This window comes from Pantoea sp. EKM10T (assembly GCF_011800685.1).
Taxonomy (GTDB): domain Bacteria; phylum Pseudomonadota; class Gammaproteobacteria; order Enterobacterales; family Enterobacteriaceae; genus Pantoea; species Pantoea agglomerans.
On sequence record NZ_JAALEU010000017.1, the window covers coordinates 1 to 17,131 of the forward strand.

Consider the following 17,131-nt stretch of genomic DNA (forward strand, 5'->3'; position numbering starts at 1 on the left):
CGCTGAACAGAATGAGTCTGCCAGGAGAGCCCGCAGGACGCGGGCGAAAGGCGGGGCGGCACAGGATGTGCCATCCCGCCGGTCCGTCAGGCAGAGGAATGAAGTGAAGGAACCGCGCAGCGGCGCGAGGACCGCCAGCCCCTGCGCGGCACCAGACTGCGTTATCACCTGTCGCTTAACTGACTGGCATCAGAGCCGGGGCTCCACTTTTTATCAGGCAGACTTAACGAGTCAGATCATCAAAGAATTTTTTCACGCCGTCGAAAAAGCTCTTGGATCGTGGGCTGTTATGCTCGCCGCTCGGGCCGCCAAAACTCTCTTCCAGTTCACGCAACAGCGCTTTCTGTTTCTCATTCAGGCTGACCGGTGTTTCCACCACGACACGACACAGCAGATCGCCGATCGCGCCGCCACGCACAGATTTTACGCCACGTCCGCGCATGCGGAACAGCTTGCCGGTCTGAGTTTCTGACGGCACTTTCAGCTTCACGCGACCATCCAGGGTCGGTACTTCAATCTCACCGCCCAGCGCTGCCATCGCAAAGTTGATCGGCACTTCACAGTAAAGATTGTTCTCTTCACGCTCGAAGATCGGGTGTTTCTTCACCGAGACCTGAACGTAGAGATCGCCTGCTGGTGCGCCCTGCTCGCCCGCTTCGCCTTCGCCGCTCAGACGAATGCGATCGCCGGTGTCGACCCCTGCCGGGATTTTCACTGACAGCGTTTTCGACTTCTCAACGCGGCCATGACCATGACAGGCGTTGCACGGATCTTTAATCACCGAGCCGCGACCATGACAGGTCGGACAGGCCTGCTGAACGGTGAAGAAGCCCTGGCGCATCTGCACCTGGCCTGCACCGTGACAGGTTGAACAGGTTTGTGGCTGCGTTCCCGCTTTCGCGCCGCTGCCGTGGCAGACGTCACACTCTTCCAGCGTTGGAATGCGGATCTCTTTGGTCACGCCGCGTACCGCTTCTTCCAGCGACAGCTCCATGTTGTAGCGTAAATCGGCGCCACGGGATGCGCGCTGACGGCGTCCACCACCAAAGATGTCACCGAACACGTCGCCAAAGATATCGCTGAAGTCTGCGCCGCCGCCGCCAAAGCCGCCGCCGCCGTATCCACCGCCACCCATACCGCCCTGTTCAAAGGCTGCATGACCATATTGATCGTAGGCCGCACGCTTCTGCGCATCGGTCAGGATTTCGTACGCTTCCTTGACCTCTTTGAATTTGGCTTCGGCTTCTTTGTCACCGGGATTACGGTCCGGGTGAAATTTCATTGCCAGGCGTTTGTAAGCCTTTTTGATTTCACGCTCGTCCGCGGATTTGGCGACGCCTAAAATCTCGTAGTAATCACTCTTCGCCATGTTTATTTAGCCCTTAACATGATCGCACGGGCGTGGAGAGATCTCCTACGCCCGTGCTGGTTTCAACGGCTGTCAGGCCAACCGTCGCGCCCGGTCAGGGGCAATTATTTCTTGTTGTCTTTCACTTCTTCGAATTCAGCATCGACAACGTCGTCATCTTTCTTCGCTGACGCGTCACCGGCATCCGCTGCACCCGCCTGAGACTGCTGTGCTGCTTCCATCAGTTTGCCGGACACTTCCATCAGCGCCTGCATTTTGGCATCGATTTCCGCTTTGTCTTCGCCTCTCAGCGCAGTTTCCAGCGCGGCCAGAGCGGCTTCGATTGGCGCTTTGTCATCAGCTGACAGTTTGTCGCCTGCTTCTTCCAGCTGCTTACGCGTGCTGTGGGCAATCTGATCGCCCTGGTTACGCGTCTGTACCAGCTCTTCGAACTTGCGGTCAGATTCAGCGTTCGCTTCCGCATCACGCACCATTTTCTGGATCTCTTCATCGCTCAGACCTGAAGAGGCTTTGATGGTGATTTTCTGCTCTTTACCGCTGTTCTTATCTTTCGCCGACACGTGCAGGATACCATCCGCATCGATGTCGAAGGTCACTTCGATCTGCGGCAGACCGCGTGGCGCGTTCTGGATACCGTCGAGGTTGAACTGGCCCAGTGACTTGTTGTCATTGGCGCGCTTACGCTCACCCTGCAGCACGTGAATGGTCACGGCTGACTGGTTATCTTCAGCAGTCGAGAAGACCTGGCTGTGCTTGGTTGGGATGGTGGTGTTCTTGCTGATCAGCGAAGTCATCACGCCACCCATGGTTTCGATACCCAGTGACAGCGGGGTAACGTCCAGCAGCAGCACGTCTTTCACGTCGCCACCCAGTACACCACCCTGAACCGCAGCACCGACCGCAACCGCTTCGTCCGGGTTCACGTCTTTACGTGGCTCTTTACCGAAGAACTCAGTCACTTTGGCCTGAACCAGTGGCATACGAGTCTGACCACCCACCAGGATAACGTCGTTGATGTCTGAAACAGACAGACCCGCATCCTGCAGCGCAACTTTCAGTGGCGCGATTGAGCGAGCAACCAGATCTTCAACCAGTGACTCCAGTTTAGAGCGGGTCACTTTGATGTTCAGGTGCTTAGGACCGGTCGCATCTGCCGTGATATATGGCAGGTTAACGTCGGTCTGCTGTGCAGAAGAAAGTTCGATTTTCGCTTTCTCTGCCGCTTCTTTCAGACGCTGCATCGCCAGTGGATCGTTGTGCAGATCGATGCCCTGGTCTTTCTTGAATTCAGCAACCAGATAGTTAATCAGGCGGCTATCGAAGTCTTCACCACCCAGGTGGGTATCACCGTTGGTCGCCAGAACTTCAAAGGTTTTTTCGCCGTCAACTTCGTCAATCTCAATGATTGAGATATCGAAGGTACCGCCACCCAGGTCATAAACCGCGATGGTGCGGTTACCCTGGCCTTTATCCAGACCGTATGCCAGTGCAGCAGCAGTCGGTTCGTTAATGATACGTTTGACTTCCAGACCTGCGATACGGCCGGCGTCTTTGGTTGCCTGACGCTGCGCATCGTTGAAGTAAGCAGGTACGGTAATAACCGCTTCAGTCACTGGCTCACCGAGGTAATCTTCGGCGGTCTTTTTCATTTTCTTCAGCACTTCAGCAGAGATCTGCGGCGGTGCCATTCTCTGACCTTTCACTTCCAGCCATGCGTCGCCGTTGTCAGCGCCGGTGATTTTGTACGGCATGATTTTAATATCACGCTGTACTTCTTCGTCCTGGAAGCGACGACCGATCAGACGCTTAATTGCGAACAGGGTATTCTGCGGGTTGGTCACTGCCTGACGTTTAGCCGGTTGACCGACCAGAATTTCGCCATCCTGTGTATACGCAATAATTGAAGGCGTGGTGCGATCGCCCTCGGCATTTTCCAGCACGCGTGCTTTAGTGCCATCCATGATCGCAACACAAGAGTTGGTTGTACCCAGGTCAATACCAATAATCTTACCCATCTAAACATCTCCCACTTAAATTCGTTGCCAATTTGGGTTGTGAACCTTTTATGTGGGCGGGTTGTTTGCATTCAACTGCCAGCACATGCTTTTTTTCCAACGTTCACAACGCTCGATGACAAGTAAATGGGGCCGCTTCGATGCGCATCAAGGGCTAAACCAAAAAAAAATTTTTACCTTTGGCCCTGTCGGGATCAAAGAACGCTGCCACAACGCTGAATATGATGCGTCGCCTTGTTCCCCTCAGGGAGCAGGACGGAATCCGTTTATTACATCAACGATCATCTTACTGCCGAGGAACTATGGCAAATTCAACGCTGGCTAACCCTGCCCCGCTGGGATTAATGGGATTTGGCATGACGACCATTTTGCTGAACCTGCACAACACGGGCCTGTTTGCCATGGACGTGGCGATTTTAGCCATGGGCATTTTTTATGGCGGGATTGCGCAGGTGCTGGCCGGTCTGCTGGAGTTTAAAAAGAACAACACTTTCGGGCTGACCGCCTTTACCTCTTACGGCATGTTCTGGTTAAGCTTTGTGGCGATCCTGCTGTTACCTGAAATGGGTCTGGCAAAAGCGCCTGACGAACGTTTCCTGGGGGCCTGGCTGGCACTGTGGGGCATTTTCACGCTGTTTATGTTCGTCGGTACGCTGAAAGGTGCGCGGATGCTGCAGTTTGTTTTCGGCTCGCTCACGCTGCTGTTTCTGCTGCTGGCCGTGGCTCATCTTATGTACCTGCCGGCGCTGGTGGTCTCCGCGGGCTGGGTCGGGATACTCTGTGGAGTCAGCGCCTGCTATCTGGCGATGGGTGAAGTGCTGAACGAAACCTTTGGCCGCACTATTCTGCCGATTGGCGCGAAATCGCTTTAAGCCTGCTTTTACACATAAAAAAGACGCGGAGCCAGGCTCCGCGTCCCTGTATCACAAAGAGTTAATCCCCTGCTGCAGGCCAGGCTCGTGGCTGACATCACGCCGCAGCCAGATCCCCGTCAGCAATCCCACCAGCGCCAGCGCCATCACATACCAGCAGGGTGCCATCTCTGAGACGTTCATCAGCAGCGACACAAAGATCGGTGTCAGCCCGCCGAAGATCGCATAGGAGAGGTTGTAGGAAAATGAGAGTCCGGTAAAACGCACTTCTGCCGGAAAGGCGCGCACCATCACAAAGGGCACTACGCCAACGATACCGACGCTGAGACCCGCCACGCCATAAAGCAGGAAGAGCTGCTGTGGATAGAGGGCGGTCAGGTGATAAAACTGCCAGCTACAGATCGCCAGCAGCAGGCTGCCGACACACAGCGTACGACTGGCACCAAAGCGATCGGCCGCGAGTCCGGCAATAATGCAGCCAATGCAGAGCATTACGGTGGCGATGCTGTTGGCCTGCAGGGTCAGCGCGGGCGCGATGCCCTGCTGTTTTTGCAGCCAGACCGGCGACATCAGGATCACCACCACGATGCAGGCGGAGAGCAGCCAGGTCAGCAGCATAGAGATGACAATCGACTTTTTATGCTCTGCCAGCACGGTCTTCAGCGGCAGGGTTTCCGCCAGCGCTTTACGCTGCTGCATCTCAATAAACACTGGCGTCTCATGCAACCAGCGACGCAGGTACATCGCGACCAGCCCGAACACGCCGCCGAGGAAGAACGGGATGCGCCAGCCGCCATCATGGATCGCCTGCTGCGACATTGAGGTATTGATCAGCGTGGCTACCAGCGACCCCAGTAAAATGCCGATAGTCAGCCCGGCCGTCAGCGTGCCGCAGGCGATGCCGATACGTTTATAGGGCACGTGTTCCGCGACAAACACCCAGGCGCCCGGCACTTCACCGCCAATCGCCGCGCCCTGTAACATCCGCATCAGCAGCATCAGCAGTGGCGCAGCAATGCCAATCGTCTGCCAGGTGGGTAAAGCGCCCATCATCAGGGTCGGCAGCGCCATCAGCAGAATGCTCAGGCTGAACATCTTTTTGCGCCCGAGCTTATCGCCAAAATGCGCCATCACGATGCCGCCCAGCGGACGAGCCAGATAGCCTGCGGCAAAAATGGCAAACGTCTGCAGCTGACGCAGCCATTCCGGGATATCCGAGGGGAAAAAGAGTTCGCCAATCACGGTGGCGAAGAAGACGAAGATAATGAAGTCGTAGAATTCCAGCGCGCCGCCCAGCGCGGCCAGCGCCAGGGTCTTGTAATCCTTACCGGTCAGACGCTGAGTGTGAGTCGGATTCATAATATTCCAGAGGCAAAAGAGATAAGGTTGTAAAGATCTTATTACTATACCGTCAATCTTTTGCCACACCAGCAAGGCTATAGCTTATGCCTGAAATGGGGAATATTTAGTTATTTATCTCACGTATAGCGCTTTTAGGCCGAAATGCTGCTACTACGCTGGAATGCGTTTCGACGTAAGGCCCTTCCAGCAACTGTAAACAATAAGGTACAGATGCAAAGATGCCGTGAACTTTTACGTTGCCCTGCTCATCCTTCAGCCCTTCCAGCGTCTCTTTGATCGACTTCGGCTGACCAGGCAGATTGAGGATCAGCGACTGCTTGCGGATCACCCCGACCTGACGCGACAGAATCGCGGTCGGTACGAACTGCAGGCTGATCTGGCGCATCTGCTCACCAAAACCAGGCATTTCACGATCGGCAACGGCTAAGGTGGCATCGGGCGTGACATCGCGTCGGGCCGGACCGGTGCCGCCGGTGGTTAACACCAGATGGCAAAAACGTTCATCGACCAGTTCGCAAATCGCCTGCTCAATCATCGGCTGCTCGTCGGGCACCAGTCGGGACTCAATCTCAAACGGGCTGCTGATTGCGCTGCCGAGCCAGCTCTCCAGCGCGGGAATACCCTGATCCTGATAAATGCCGTTCGCGGCGCGATCGGAGACCGAGATCAGGCCAATGCGTAATGTATTCATGATTAGCTTCGCTGTGATTTACCGCGGTGCGGTTGGAGTAAAAGGGGAATAGCCGAGAGGATAATATAAAGTGAAAGGGTCGGAAAAGGGAAAACCGTGGCAGCCTGCGCCGCCACGGTCAACAGATTACAGCAGTTCTGCCAGCATCTTCTCAAGTTTGCCCTGATCAACGGCAAAATTGCGGATACCTTCTGCCAGCTTCGCAACCGCCATCGGATCCTGGTTGTGCTGCCACAGGAACTCAGACTCGGTCATGCGCGCCGGACGCGCTTTCACTTCGCCGCTGTAGCTCAGTTTACGCTCCAGGGTGCCTTCGCTCTCCGCCAGCTCTTTCAGCAGCGCAGGAGAAATGGTCAGACGGTCACAGCCAGCCAGCTCGATGATTTCGCCGACGTTACGGAAGCTGGCGCCCATTACCACGGTTTCATAGCCGTGCTGCTTGTAGTAGTTGTAGATTTCAGAAACTGAAACCACGCCTGGATCTTCGTGCGCGGCATACTCTTTCTTGTCAGTATTGGCTTTGTACCAGTCGAGGATACGGCCAACAAACGGAGAGATCAGGAACACGCCCGCTTCGGCACAGGCACGCGCCTGAGCAAAGGAGAACAGCAGCGTCAGGTTACAGTTGATACCCTCTTTTTCCAGCTGCTCTGCAGCACGGATGCCCTGCCAGGTAGAGGCCAGTTTGATCAGGATGCGGTCGTTGCTGATACCGGCATCATTGTAGAGTTTGATCAGGCTGCGGGCTTTGGCGATGCTGCCTTCAGTGTCGTAAGAGAGACGCGCATCCACTTCCGTCGAGATGCGGCCTGGGATCAGTTTGAGAATTTCCAGACCAATGTTCACGGCCAGCTTGTCAGAAACCAGCTGCAGCTGCTCTTCTTTGTTGCTGCTCTGCTCACGCGCCCAGCCGATCGCTTCATCGATCAGTTTACGGTATTCAGGAATTTGCGCGGCGTTGAGAATCAGAGAAGGGTTGGTGGTGGCGTCTTGTGGCTGATACAGCTTCATGGCTGCAATATCACCGGTGTCGGCGACGACGGTGGTGAGCTGACGCAGGGAGGTAAGTTTGTCCGTCATGTTCTTTTCTCTTAGTTAACTGTCAGTGTGAAAAAAGGCTGTTGCGATAATATCACGCGGCAACGGTGGCGCAAGGTCAGGGAATGCCGTTTACGATAGCGCGAACAAATAGGTGTGATTCGTCATTCTTTGCGGCTTTTTTGGTACACTGCGAAGCCTGATAAGCAGCCAATGCCCTGTTAAACCAGGCATTAACCGAGGAAGCAACTATGTTGATGGTGATCTCTCCCGCCAAGACGCTGGATTATGAAAGCCCGCTGGCGACAACGCGTTTCACCCAGCCTGCGCTGTTAGAAAAGTCACAACAGCTGATTGAAATTGCGCGCGAGCTGTCACCCGCCAGCATCGCCTCGTTAATGGGCATCAGCGATAAACTGGCGCACCTCAATGCCGAGCGCTTCAACAGCTGGCAGCCCGATTTTTCCCCTAAGAATGCCCGTCAGGCGATCCTGGCATTCAAAGGTGATGTCTACACCGGTTTACAGGCAGAGACCTTCAGCGATCAGGATTTCGATTTTGCTCAGCAGCACCTGCGTATGTTATCAGGCCTGTATGGCGTGCTGCGTCCACTCGATTTAATGCAGCCTTACCGTCTGGAGATGGGCATTCGCCTGGCGAATCCGGCGGGCAAAGATCTCTACACCTTCTGGGGCGATCTCATCACTGAAACGCTGAATGCTGCGCTGGCGGAACAGGGTGATGAGGTGCTGATCAACCTCGCCTCGGACGAATATTTCCGGGCCGTTAAGCCGAAGACGCTGCAGGCAAAGATGATTAAGCCGGTGTTCCTCGATGAGAAGAATGGCAGTTACAAAGTGATTAGCTTCTATGCCAAAAAGGCGCGTGGATTAATGAGTCGCTATGTGATTCAGCAGCGTCTGACAAAGCCGGAACAGCTTAAGGCGTTTGATCTGGATGGCTATCGTTTTGATGCAGCCAGCAGCAGCGAGAGCGAGCTGGTCTTTAAGCGCGCAGAGCAGTAACACCCCGCGCCCTCTGCTTTCCACAAACAGGCTTCCCGCAACCGGGAAGCCTTTCACAGGTTTACTTCAGCAGAAACGCCCGCAGCGAGGCGAAATCACCCTTCATCTGATGCGACAGCAGCGGCAGGTCGGCGCGCTCCGCTAACTCCGGCGGCAGCGTCAGGGTCTGTTCAAGGATCGCTTCCACACTTTCGCGGAATTTCGCCGGATGCGCGGTTCCCAGGAACACACCATACTCCCCCTCCTGCAGCTGATCGCGCAACAGACGCCAGGCGATGGCGGCATGCGGCTCGGAAATGTAGCCCATCTCAGCCAGTTCACGCATGGCGGCGCGCGTGGTCTCATCCGAGACCGCACCACAGGCCAGATCGGTTAAGCGCCAGGTTTTACGGCGGAACAGCTCTTCCACACGCGGCCAGTTATTAGGCTGGCTGACATCCATGGCATTCGACAGCGTAGAGACCGTCTGGTTTGGCTGCCACTCGCCGTTGCCCAGGAAGCGCGGCACCGTGTCGTTGGCGTTGGTGGCGGCGATAAAGCGTTTGATCGGCAGGCCCAGCGATTTCGCCAGCAGACCGGCGGTCAAATCACCAAAGTTGCCGCTCGGCACTGACACCACCAGCTGATTACGTTTTTCCTGTGGCAGCTGCGCGACCGCTTCAAAGTAGTAGCAGATCTGCGCCAGCAGGCGGCTGATGTTGATGGAGTTAGCCGAGTTCAGGCCAATCGCGCGCTTCAGCTCTTCATCATCAAACGCCTGTTTCACCAGCGACTGGCAGGCATCAAAATCGCCGTCGATAGAGATGGTTTCGATGTTGCCGCCCAGGGTACAGAAGAGTTTCTCCTGCAGCGGACTGATTTTGCCCTGCGGATAGAGGATCACCACGCGCACGTTCTTCATGCCGTAAAAGGCGTGCGCCACGGCCGCGCCGGTATCACCGGAGGTGGCGGTGAGAATGGTGATCTGCTCATCTGAGCCTGAAAAATACGACAGCATCTGCGCCATAAAACGGCCGCCGAAATCTTTAAACGCCAGCGTCGGGCCGTGGAACAGCTCCAGACAGGCGATATCTTCGCTGACGGCTTTCACCGGGGCCGGAAAAGCAAAAGCGGCTTTAACACGCTCATGCAGCTGCTGGGCCGGAATCTCGTCACCAATGAAAGCCGAGAGAATTTTGCTGCTGCGGCTGACAAAATCCATCTCCAGCATCGCGTCGATGTCGGTCAGTTCAAACTCCGGCAGTTCCAGCGGAAAGAACAGACCCTGCTGCGAACCCAGACCCTGTTTCACCGCCTGGGCGAAGCTGACCTGCTCGTTGTGATCCTTAAGATTGTAGAGTTTCATGCGTTATCCCAATTGTCGTGCGCCAGCCGTGTCGAGACGGCAGATATGGACGAAGCCTTCATCATTCTGCAGATAGTGCTGGCTCAGCCAGTCAGCCATCCGCTGTGCCGTTTCCATCTGATTGCAAACGGCGAAAAGTGTCGGACCAGAGCCTGAGATACCGCACGCCAGTGCGCCAATATCTTTCGCGGCCTGCCGCGCCTCGGTGAAGCCTGGCAGCAGCCGGGTCCGGTAAGGTTCGGCAATCACATCCTGCATAAGTTTAGCTGCCAGCTGCGGCTGACGCGTATGGCAGGCGTGAATGAAGCCAGCCAGCAAGCGGCCATGCCTGATGCAGTCCTCTTTGCGGTACTGCGCCGGTAAAATGGCGCGCGCTTCTGCGGTTGAGACTTTAATGCCCGGATAGGCCATCACCCACAGCCAGTCATCAAAGCCCGGCACCGCCTGGCTGATAATGTCATTCTCCTGCAGCATCAGCTGAATGCCGCCGAGGAAGCAAGGGGCAACATTATCATAGTGCACGCTGCCGGAGATTCGCCCTTCCAGCTCACCCATCAGGGTCAGTAACGTGCTGTCGCTGAGAGGCTTGCCGCAAAACTCGTTCATCGCCATTAAACCGGCCACCACCGAGCAGGCGCTGGAACCCAGCCCGGAGCCGATGGGCATGTTCTTCTCCAGCGTCATCGCCACCGGGATCGCTTTGCCGATTTCCTGGCAGAAACGCTGCCAGCACTGGTAAACAATATTCTCTTTCGGATCGGCGGGCAGCTTACTGACAAAACGTCCGGCGTTGGTCAGTGAAAACTGCTCTGCCGCTTCCACGGAGACGCAGTCACCCAACAGGGAGCCATCTACCGGCGAAACCGCCGCGCCCAGCACATCGAAGCCGACGCTGACGTTACCAATCGAGGCCGGTGCGTAAATTTTTACCATGATTAAACTCCCAACTTCCATGACAGTGTCCGCAGCAGGTCGGCAAAGACACCGGCCGCTGTGACATCATTTCCTGCACCGTATCCGCGCAGCACCAGCGGAATCGGTTGATAGTAGCGGCTGTAAAACGCCAGCGCATTCTCGCCGTTTTTCACCTTATAGAGTGGATCGTTGCCGTCAACGGCGTCGATCTTCACTTTGCAGATGCCGCCCTCTTCAATCACGCCAACATAGCGCAATACTTTGCCCTCATCCTGCGCCTGCGCAACCCGGGCGGCAAAGGCGTTATCCAGCTCAGGCAGACGCTGCATAAACTGCTCAATGTCCTGGATTTCGGTCAGGCTGGCGGGCAGCAGCGGCTCAATCTCAATGTCGCTCAGCTCCAGCTGATGACCCGCTTCACGGGCAAGGATCAGCAGCTTACGCGCCACATCGGTGCCGGAGAGGTCGTCACGCGGATCGGGCTCGGTAAAGCCCATCTCACGCGCCATCGTTGTCGCCTGCGACAGTGACATTCCGTCATCCAGCTGGCCGAAAATGTAGGACAGCGAGCCAGAGAGGATACCGGAGAAGCGCAGCAGCTCATCACCGGCGTTCATCAGGTTCTGCAGGTTTTCGATCACCGGCAGTCCGGCGCCGACGTTGGTATCATAAAGGAATTTACGCCGCGATTTGGCAGCGGCGGCGCGCATCTGCTGATAGTAATTCCAGGATGAGGTGTTGGCCTTTTTGTTTGGCGTCACCACATGGAAACCTTCGCTGAGAAAGTCAGCATACTGATCGGCGACCGCCTGGCTGGAAGTACAATCCACAATCACCGGATTGAGCAGGTGATACTCTTTCACCAGACGGGTAAGACGACCGAGATTGAACGGCTCTTTCGCTTCGCCTAATGCCGCCTGCCAGTTGCTTAAATCAATGCCGTGGACGTGGGTTAACAGCGCACGGGAGTTAGCGATGCCGCAGACGCGCAGGTCGATATGCTTTTTCTTCAGCCACGCCTGCTGGCGATGTAACTGATCCAGCAGCGCGCCGCCGACGCCGCCGACGCCGACCACAAACACTTCGATTACCTGATCGGTGGCGAACAGCATCTGATGCACCACGCGAACCCCGGTGATCACTTCATCATTGTTCACCACCACCGAGATTGAACGCTCGGAGGAGCCCTGAGCAATCGCCACGATATTGATATTGGCGCGCGCCAGCGCCGAGAAGAATTTGGCTGAAATGCCGCGCAGCGTGCGCATGCCATCGCCCACCACCGAAATCACCGCCAGGTTTTCAATGATATCCAGCGGATCCAGCAGGCCATCTTTCAGCTCCAGGTAGAACTCCTCCTCCAGCACCTGACGCGCCCGCGCCAGCTCGCTCTGCGGCACGCAGAAACTGATGCTGTATTCGGAAGAGGATTGGGTGATCAGCACTACAGAGATGCCGGTGCGCGACATCGCCGCAAAGACTCTGGCCGCCATCCCGACCATCCCTTTCATGCCAGGACCGGAGACGTTGACCATCGCCATATTATTCAGGTTGGTGATGCCTTTTACCGGGTTCTCATCCTGTTCGCCTTCTGCTCCAATCAGGGTGCCGGGTGCCTGCGGATTGGCCGTGTTTTTGATCAGGCAGGGGATCTGGAACTGAGCAATGGGCGCGATGGTGCGGGGATGCAGTACTTTGGCGCCGAAATAGGAGAGCTCCATCGCCTCCTGATAGGACATCGACTTCAGCAGGCGCGCATCCGGCACCTGACGCGGATCGCAGGTATAGACGCCATCCACATCAGTCCAGATTTCACAGCAGTCGGCGCGCAGACAGGCGGCCAGCACAGCGGCTGAATAGTCTGAACCGTTACGGCCCAGTACGACCAGCTCGCCTCGCTCGTTACCAGCCGTGAAGCCTGCCATCAGGATCATGTTCTGCGGCGGAATCTGACTCGCTTCAATGCGGCGGGTTGATTCGGCGATATCGACAGTGGATTCAAGGTAGTGGCCGACCGCCAGCAATTTCTCCACCGGATCGATCACGCTGACCTCATGGCCACGCGCCTGCAGCAGCGCTTCCATGATCGCAATCGAGAGTTTTTCACCGCGGCAGATAATCGCCGCGTTGACGCTGTCCGGGCACTGTCCCAGCAGGCTGATACCGTGCAGAACCTGCTTCAGCTGCGCAAACTCCAGGTCAACGCGGGTTTTCAGTCGATCGTACTCAAAGCCCGGCTGCGCGTCAGCCAGTCCCTGCAACAGCTCGCTGAAGATGCGTTCGGCGTCGCTGATATTCGGCAAAGCATCCTGACCACTGATGGTTTTTTCAATCATCGCCACCAGATGGTTAGTGATCTTTGCTGGCGCAGAGAGCACGGTTGCAACCTGTCCTTGTTGCGCATTACTTTCCAGAATGTCAGCGACGCGAAGAAACCGCTCCGCATTCGCTACCGAGGTCCCGCCGAATTTCAGCACTCGCATAATATAAACTCTCCTGAATTTAAGCCGAAAAAAAAGCCCGCACTGTTTAGGTGCGGGCTTATTTTCTGTTTTTCCTGTATGCGTCAGCCCGCACCGTTACCTGTGGTAATGGTGGTGGTAATAATTGTGGTGTTCAGGCTGATTTTACGCATTTAGATTTATTTTCTGTCTGTTTTTGTCTGTCCGTCTTGCTTCCAGAAGTAAAGCAAAGCGCACATTAAGTCAACCCGATTTGTCCGGCGGACAGATTTCCACCACTGCGCACAGCCACCGGTGAAAGCGTAAAACGCTGTTCGATCGGTTGCTATGCAGAAATTCCCTGCGATCTGTTGCTGTAAAATCAGCTTTTTGCCGAGGATTTATCTGTGAGTTTTTTTTCAATATCGTGCAGCAGACGATGCAGCATCGCACTGTCGCGCTGTTCCAGCAGCCCCACCCGCTGATCAATCCAGTCTGACAGCTTCTCATCATCACTGACCTCCAGTTGCGCCAGCAGCTGATGGAAACGCTGACGCAGCGCCTGCAACTGCTGCCCATCCGCCGCAGAGGCTTTTGATGCCTCAACCTGATTCAGCTTCGACAGCTGATAGCAGTAGACCATCACCGCCTGTCCGAGATTGAGTGAAGGATAGTCATTCGCCATCGGGATGCCGGTCAGCAGGTCTACAAGCTCCAGCTCCTCGTTGGTCAGCCCGCTATCTTCGCGGCCAAACACCAGCGCCATACTGTTTACCCACTGGCGTTTCTCCAGCAGTTGCGTTTCAACCTGCTCCGGTGTGGCGTAATAACGAAACTTTGCCCGGCTGCGCGCGGTGGTCGCGACCGAAAAATCGATGTCCGCTAACGCGTCGGCCAGGGTTGCAAAGGTCTGAACGTTGTCGAGAATTTCGCCAGCACCATGTGCTACCCGGCGTGCGGCGGGATCCTGCCAGGCGTCACTGGCAACGATGCGCAGCTGGCTGAATCCCATGGTTTTCATGGCACGCGCCGCAGCGCCGATATTTTCTGGCCGCGCGGGCGAGACGAGAATCAGGGGAAAAAGCATATTTATTCCATTGGTCCATTAACATAACGCCATATTAACATGGCTGTTAATGATTCAGTCGCCAGAAGGTAATAAGAAAATCGTGTGTTAACCATGTTAAAACTGGTTAAAAGTGATGGCCTGAATCTTTTTATCCCTGAAACGAGCTTTATTAAAGAAATCATTATTAAACCATTTAACTTCAACGAGATAGAATGTGATTTCCGGCGGGTTTTATTTTGGCCCGACTGCGTAAAAAATGTAACGAAAATGATGCTTTTTGTGAGCTAAACAGGCAATCTGCGAGAAGTTTTTCACAAAAGTGTTAACGTGCTACAATTGCATTTGATATAAGTCAACGAAGCGTTGTTTTTATGCTTATCGGTTGTAGTTGGTGCTGTTAGGTTGCTGTTAATACAGTTAGGATATGCGCCATTATCATTAACGCCCGGGGCATGCAATTTTCATCCTGACTGGCTGAGCTAATACTGTTGTTGACGTTGATAGATGGCTTATCAAAATATGATTTCGTACAACGGTTCAGCGCGGCCCGCCGCTCTCGATGATGGAGAACGCCATACCGCTGTACGCCCTGTTTTCAATTTGTTGGCAAATTTTAGGTAGCTAAACATGCAGACCCCGCACATTCTTATCGTTGAAGACGAACTGGTCACGCGTAATACCCTCAAGAGTATTTTTGAGGCGGAAGGTTATGTGGTGTATGAGGCGACTGATGGTGCTGAAATGCATCAGGTGCTGACCGACAATGACGTTAACCTGGTCATCATGGACATCAACCTGCCCGGTAAAAACGGCCTGTTGCTGGCCCGTGAACTGCGTGAGCAGGCCAATGTCGCCCTGATGTTCCTGACCGGTCGTGACAACGAAGTCGATAAAATTCTTGGTCTGGAAATTGGCGCTGACGACTACATCACCAAACCGTTTAATCCGCGTGAGCTGACTATTCGTGCCCGCAACCTGCTGTCGCGCACCATGAATCTGGCCATGCCAGGCGAAGAGCGTCGTCAGGTAGAGAGCTACAAGTTCAACGGTTGGGAGCTGGATATCAACAGCCGCTCACTGATCAACCCGAACGGCGAGCACTATAAACTGCCACGCAGTGAGTTCCGCGCCATGCTGCACTTCTGCGAAAACCCGGGCAAAATTCAGACCCGTGCCGATCTGCTGAAAAAAATGACCGGCCGCGACCTCAAGCCACACGATCGCACCGTTGATGTCACCATTCGTCGTATTCGTAAGCATTTCGAATCAACGCCGGACACGCCAGAGATCATCGCCACCATTCATGGTGAAGGTTATCGCTTCTGCGGTGACCTGCAGGATTAAGCCCCTGTCAGACGCGGCAAATAAAAAACGCCCCTGCGGGCGTTTTTTTTGTCCTTAGTGTGACGGCATAATCAGTGCCACGGCATAATTGGCACAGCGCTAATCGCATTTTTCGGTGAGCCATCAACCACTTTATCGGAATAGGTCAGATAGACCAGGGCGTTGCGCTTTTTGTCGAAGAAGCGTACAACCTGCAGCTTCTTGAAGATCAATGAGGTGCGCTGGCGGAATACCACTTCACCCTCTGCTTTGCCCTGCGCGATTTTATCACTCAGCTCGACCGGACCCACCTGCTGACAGGAAATCGCGGCATCAGAGGTATCTTCTGCCAGACCCAGTCCGCCTTTAATACCCCCGGTTTTCGCCCGGCTGATATAACAGGTTACATTTTTAACGTCCGGATCATCGAAAGCCTCAACGACAATCTTGTGGTCAGGCCCGAATATCTTGAATACCGTATCAACAGAGCCAATCTGTTCGGCAAACAGCGGGCTGGAAAAGGTCAGCGTGGTCAGCGCAGCGATCATAAGTCGGAATATTGTCATGGAGTTACCATTGCAAATGGAATAGATGAGAATGTAATGTACTGTTAATCGAGTTAATGACCAAACCAAAACGGGTTGAAGCCCGTACTGATTTAGCACAACCTTCCCCGGAAAACGGCCCACGTCTTTTGAGCAATGAGTGCTAATATTCTTCGAATGCGTTTAGCTGCACCACCAGAGTATGAGGATGTTTTATGGACCAAGCCGGTATCATTCGCGATTTGCTTGTCTGGCTGGAGAGCCATCTGGATCAACCCCTTTCACTGGACAATGTTGCCCAGAAAGCCGGTTACTCTAAATGGCATTTACAGAGGATGTTTAAAGACGTAACCGGACACGCAATAGGTGCCTATATTCGTGCGCGTCGTCTGTCTAAAGCCGCCGTGGCGCTGCGCCTGACCAGCCGCCCGATTCTGGACATCGCACTGCAGTATCGTTTTGATTCACAACAGACTTTTACTCGCGCATTCAAAAAACAGTTTGCTCAGACACCAGCGTGGTATCGCCGCTCTTCCGACTGGAACTCATTCGGTATTCGTCCCCCTATTCGGCTGGACGATGAGACGCAGCCGGAACCGGCATACGTCACCCTGCCGGAGACGGTGCTGGTGGGACAAACCCAGAACTACACCTGTATTCTGGAGCAGATTTCCAGCTACCGCGACGAGATGCGTATGCACTTCTGGAAGCAGTTCCTGCTGGAAACCGATACGGTGCCGCCGGTACTGTATGGCCTGCATCAGGTGCGCGCCAGCCAGGACAAAGATGATGAGCAGGAGATTCTCTACACCACGGCGGTGCCTGCTGACAGCGCGGTCAACCTGCACTCCGGGCAGAACGTGATTCTGGAAGCGGGCGACTACGTGCAGTTCACCTATACCGGCCCGCGCGTCAATCTGCAGGAGTTTATTCTGCTGCTCTATGGCACCTGCATGCCGACGCTGGGGCTGACCCGCCGTCAGGGACAGGACATCGAACGCTTTTACACCGATGGCGGTAAAAAACGCGCTGAGCCACCGACCGAGATCCGTTGCGAATATCTGATTCCTATTCGCCGCCAGACCGTAGCCAGCTGACGTTAAGGCTGCCGTCATCGCGAC

The 17,131-nt window shown here is 54.9% G+C and carries 15 protein-coding genes and 1 other annotated feature; of the genes, 4 read left to right on the plus strand and 11 right to left on the minus strand.

Features of this window, described 5'->3' with window-relative positions:
* Nucleotides 1-223: 223 nt before the first annotated feature.
* Together dnaJ and dnaK are read right to left on the minus strand one after the other, a co-directional pair.
* On the minus strand, nucleotides 224-1,369 hold the full coding sequence (gene dnaJ / locus HFD95_RS21100) for a molecular chaperone DnaJ (RefSeq protein ID WP_167430687.1): 1,146 nt from the start codon (nucleotides 1,367-1,369) through the stop codon (nucleotides 224-226).
* A gap of 104 nt (nucleotides 1,370-1,473) precedes the next feature.
* Nucleotides 1,474-3,384, minus strand: coding sequence for a molecular chaperone DnaK (gene dnaK / locus HFD95_RS21105; RefSeq protein ID WP_010253698.1), 1,911 nt, complete (start codon nucleotides 3,382-3,384; stop codon nucleotides 1,474-1,476).
* A gap of 302 nt (nucleotides 3,385-3,686) precedes the next feature.
* On the opposite strand from dnaK, the gene satP reads away from it, so the two are divergent.
* Entirely contained in the window at nucleotides 3,687-4,256 is a 570-nt protein-coding gene (satP, locus tag HFD95_RS21110) for an acetate uptake transporter (RefSeq protein ID WP_167430688.1), read from the plus strand.
* Between the two features lie 51 nt (nucleotides 4,257-4,307).
* On the opposite strand, the gene HFD95_RS21115 is transcribed toward satP, so the two are convergent.
* The 3 genes from HFD95_RS21115 to tal all read right to left on the minus strand — a co-directional run bounded on the left by HFD95_RS21115 (nucleotide 4,308) and on the right by tal (nucleotide 7,389).
* Nucleotides 4,308-5,615 carry an MFS transporter gene (locus HFD95_RS21115; RefSeq protein WP_010671691.1) on the minus strand — a complete coding sequence of 436 codons (1,308 nt, stop codon included), beginning with the start codon at nucleotides 5,613-5,615 and terminating at the stop codon, nucleotides 4,308-4,310.
* Nucleotides 5,616-5,721: 106 nt separating this feature from the next.
* A complete protein-coding gene (gene mog, locus HFD95_RS21120; RefSeq protein WP_010253692.1) occupies nucleotides 5,722-6,309 on the minus strand; it encodes a molybdopterin adenylyltransferase in 588 nt (195 codons plus the stop codon).
* Between the two features lie 126 nt (nucleotides 6,310-6,435).
* Nucleotides 6,436-7,389: a transaldolase gene (gene tal, locus HFD95_RS21125; protein WP_013356716.1), complete on the minus strand. Its 954-nt coding sequence runs from the start codon at nucleotides 7,387-7,389 to the stop codon at nucleotides 6,436-6,438.
* 209 nt (nucleotides 7,390-7,598) lie between these two features.
* Here tal and yaaA point away from each other — a divergent pair, with 209 nt between their 5' ends.
* Nucleotides 7,599-8,372 carry a peroxide stress protein YaaA gene (yaaA, locus tag HFD95_RS21130; protein WP_050680513.1) on the plus strand — a complete coding sequence of 258 codons (774 nt, stop codon included), beginning with the start codon at nucleotides 7,599-7,601 and terminating at the stop codon, nucleotides 8,370-8,372.
* A 61-nt stretch (nucleotides 8,373-8,433) separates the two neighbouring features.
* Here yaaA and thrC read toward each other — a convergent pair whose 3' ends face one another.
* The 5 genes from thrC to HFD95_RS21155 all read right to left on the minus strand — a co-directional run bounded on the left by thrC (nucleotide 8,434) and on the right by HFD95_RS21155 (nucleotide 14,160).
* Nucleotides 8,434-9,717 (minus strand): threonine synthase, encoded by a 1,284-nt coding sequence (gene thrC, locus HFD95_RS21135; RefSeq protein WP_033756508.1) that lies wholly within the window; start codon nucleotides 9,715-9,717, stop codon nucleotides 8,434-8,436.
* 3 nt (nucleotides 9,718-9,720) lie between these two features.
* Nucleotides 9,721-10,650 carry a homoserine kinase gene (thrB, locus tag HFD95_RS21140; RefSeq protein ID WP_010671694.1) on the minus strand — a complete coding sequence of 310 codons (930 nt, stop codon included), beginning with the start codon at nucleotides 10,648-10,650 and terminating at the stop codon, nucleotides 9,721-9,723.
* Between the two features lie 2 nt (nucleotides 10,651-10,652).
* Nucleotides 10,653-13,115, minus strand: coding sequence for a bifunctional aspartate kinase/homoserine dehydrogenase I (thrA, locus tag HFD95_RS21145; RefSeq protein WP_010671695.1), 2,463 nt, complete (start codon nucleotides 13,113-13,115; stop codon nucleotides 10,653-10,655).
* Nucleotides 13,116-13,141: 26 nt separating this feature from the next.
* Nucleotides 13,142-13,260, minus strand: a sequence feature (Thr leader region).
* A complete protein-coding gene (thrL, locus tag HFD95_RS21150) occupies nucleotides 13,199-13,267 on the minus strand; it encodes a thr operon leader peptide (RefSeq protein WP_071591720.1) in 69 nt (22 codons plus the stop codon). It overlaps the preceding feature by 62 nt.
* A 188-nt stretch (nucleotides 13,268-13,455) precedes the next feature.
* Entirely contained in the window at nucleotides 13,456-14,160 is a 705-nt protein-coding gene (locus HFD95_RS21155; RefSeq protein ID WP_010253680.1) for a tRNA/rRNA methyltransferase, read from the minus strand.
* A 609-nt stretch (nucleotides 14,161-14,769) separates the two neighbouring features.
* On the opposite strand from HFD95_RS21155, the gene arcA reads away from it, so the two are divergent.
* On the plus strand, nucleotides 14,770-15,486 hold the full coding sequence (gene arcA / locus HFD95_RS21160) for a two-component system response regulator ArcA (RefSeq protein WP_010253677.1): 717 nt from the start codon (nucleotides 14,770-14,772) through the stop codon (nucleotides 15,484-15,486).
* Nucleotides 15,487-15,557: 71 nt separating this feature from the next.
* Here arcA and creA read toward each other — a convergent pair whose 3' ends face one another.
* Complete coding sequence (gene creA, locus HFD95_RS21165) at nucleotides 15,558-16,031, minus strand: protein CreA (RefSeq protein WP_010253671.1); 474 nt, start codon at nucleotides 16,029-16,031, stop codon at nucleotides 15,558-15,560.
* Between the two features lie 194 nt (nucleotides 16,032-16,225).
* Here creA and robA point away from each other — a divergent pair, with 194 nt between their 5' ends.
* Nucleotides 16,226-17,107 carry an MDR efflux pump AcrAB transcriptional activator RobA gene (gene robA, locus HFD95_RS21170; RefSeq protein WP_010253667.1) on the plus strand — a complete coding sequence of 294 codons (882 nt, stop codon included), beginning with the start codon at nucleotides 16,226-16,228 and terminating at the stop codon, nucleotides 17,105-17,107.
* Nucleotides 17,108-17,131: the final 24 nt, after the last annotated feature.

Coding starts and splice junctions, on each gene's coding strand:
- dnaJ (WP_167430687.1), bottom strand. CDS start 1,369: ATGGCGAAGAGTGATTACTACGAGATTTTAGGCGTCGCCAAATCCGCG.
- robA (WP_010253667.1), top strand. CDS start 16,226: ATGGACCAAGCCGGTATCATTCGCGATTTGCTTGTCTGGCTGGAGAGC.
- creA (WP_010253671.1), bottom strand. CDS start 16,031: ATGACAATATTCCGACTTATGATCGCTGCGCTGACCACGCTGACCTTT.
- yaaA (WP_050680513.1), top strand. CDS start 7,599: ATGTTGATGGTGATCTCTCCCGCCAAGACGCTGGATTATGAAAGCCCG.
- thrB (WP_010671694.1), bottom strand. CDS start 10,650: ATGGTAAAAATTTACGCACCGGCCTCGATTGGTAACGTCAGCGTCGGC.
- tal (WP_013356716.1), bottom strand. CDS start 7,389: ATGACGGACAAACTTACCTCCCTGCGTCAGCTCACCACCGTCGTCGCC.
- thrA (WP_010671695.1), bottom strand. CDS start 13,115: ATGCGAGTGCTGAAATTCGGCGGGACCTCGGTAGCGAATGCGGAGCGG.
- HFD95_RS21155 (WP_010253680.1), bottom strand. CDS start 14,160: ATGCTTTTTCCCCTGATTCTCGTCTCGCCCGCGCGGCCAGAAAATATC.
- thrC (WP_033756508.1), bottom strand. CDS start 9,717: ATGAAACTCTACAATCTTAAGGATCACAACGAGCAGGTCAGCTTCGCC.
- HFD95_RS21115 (WP_010671691.1), bottom strand. CDS start 5,615: ATGAATCCGACTCACACTCAGCGTCTGACCGGTAAGGATTACAAGACC.
- mog (WP_010253692.1), bottom strand. CDS start 6,309: ATGAATACATTACGCATTGGCCTGATCTCGGTCTCCGATCGCGCCGCG.
- arcA (WP_010253677.1), top strand. CDS start 14,770: ATGCAGACCCCGCACATTCTTATCGTTGAAGACGAACTGGTCACGCGT.
- satP (WP_167430688.1), top strand. CDS start 3,687: ATGGCAAATTCAACGCTGGCTAACCCTGCCCCGCTGGGATTAATGGGA.
- dnaK (WP_010253698.1), bottom strand. CDS start 3,384: ATGGGTAAGATTATTGGTATTGACCTGGGTACAACCAACTCTTGTGTT.